This window comes from Chromobacterium fluminis, assembly GCF_011602385.1.
Taxonomy (GTDB): Bacteria; Pseudomonadota; Gammaproteobacteria; order Burkholderiales; family Chromobacteriaceae; genus Chromobacterium; species Chromobacterium fluminis.
On record NZ_JAAOMA010000121.1, the window covers coordinates 1 to 678 of the forward strand.

Annotated in this window: 1 protein-coding gene; it reads right to left on the minus strand. The window is 54.3% G+C overall.

Annotation, left to right across the window (positions count from 1 at the left end; genetic code table 11):
- Positions 1–26: 26 nt before the first annotated feature.
- The coding region (locus HA052_RS27140; RefSeq protein ID WP_166454444.1) for an integrase core domain-containing protein at positions 27–678 on the minus strand (652 nt) is incomplete at its 5' end.

The following is a 678-nucleotide window of genomic DNA, read 5'->3' on the forward strand; positions in this document are numbered from 1 at the left end:
CGTTTTGACGGCACCCGACTGTCAGATCAATTCAAGTTGTCTACCTTCTCCCTCCATTCCCGTTTGCCATCAATAAAGGTTTGTACGGGCGTGCGGCCGCAGCACATCTTGCCTTGGTGGGTGCGTTCCTGATTGTAGTAGACCAACCAAGCATCCAGATCGGCCTGTAGCTCGTCAAGTTCCAGATAGAGCTTCTTGCGGAATGCCACCTGGTAAAACTCCTGCAAGATCGTTTTGTGGAAGCGCTCGCAGATCCCGTTTGTCTGCGGATGCCGCGCACGGGTCTTGGTGTGCTCGATATCATTCACCGCCAAATACAGCTGGTAATCATGGGTTTCCGGCTTGCCGCAATACTCGGTTCCGCGATCTGTCAGCATACGCAATACCCCCATTCCATGCTCGGCAAAGAACGGCAACACCCTATCATTGAGCAGATCCGCCGCAGTGATCGGCGTTTTGGTGGTGTAGAGCTTGGCAAACGCCACCTTGCTGTAGGTATCGACAAAGGTTTGCTGGTAAATCCGCCCGACACCTTTGATCGTGCCCACATAGAAGGTGTCCTGCGAGCCCAGATAGCCCGGATGCGCTGTTTCAATCTCGCCATGCGCGACATCATCTTCTTGTTTGCGCTCCAGTGCCGCGATCTGCGCATCGGTGAGCACGATGGCTTGTTCAGCT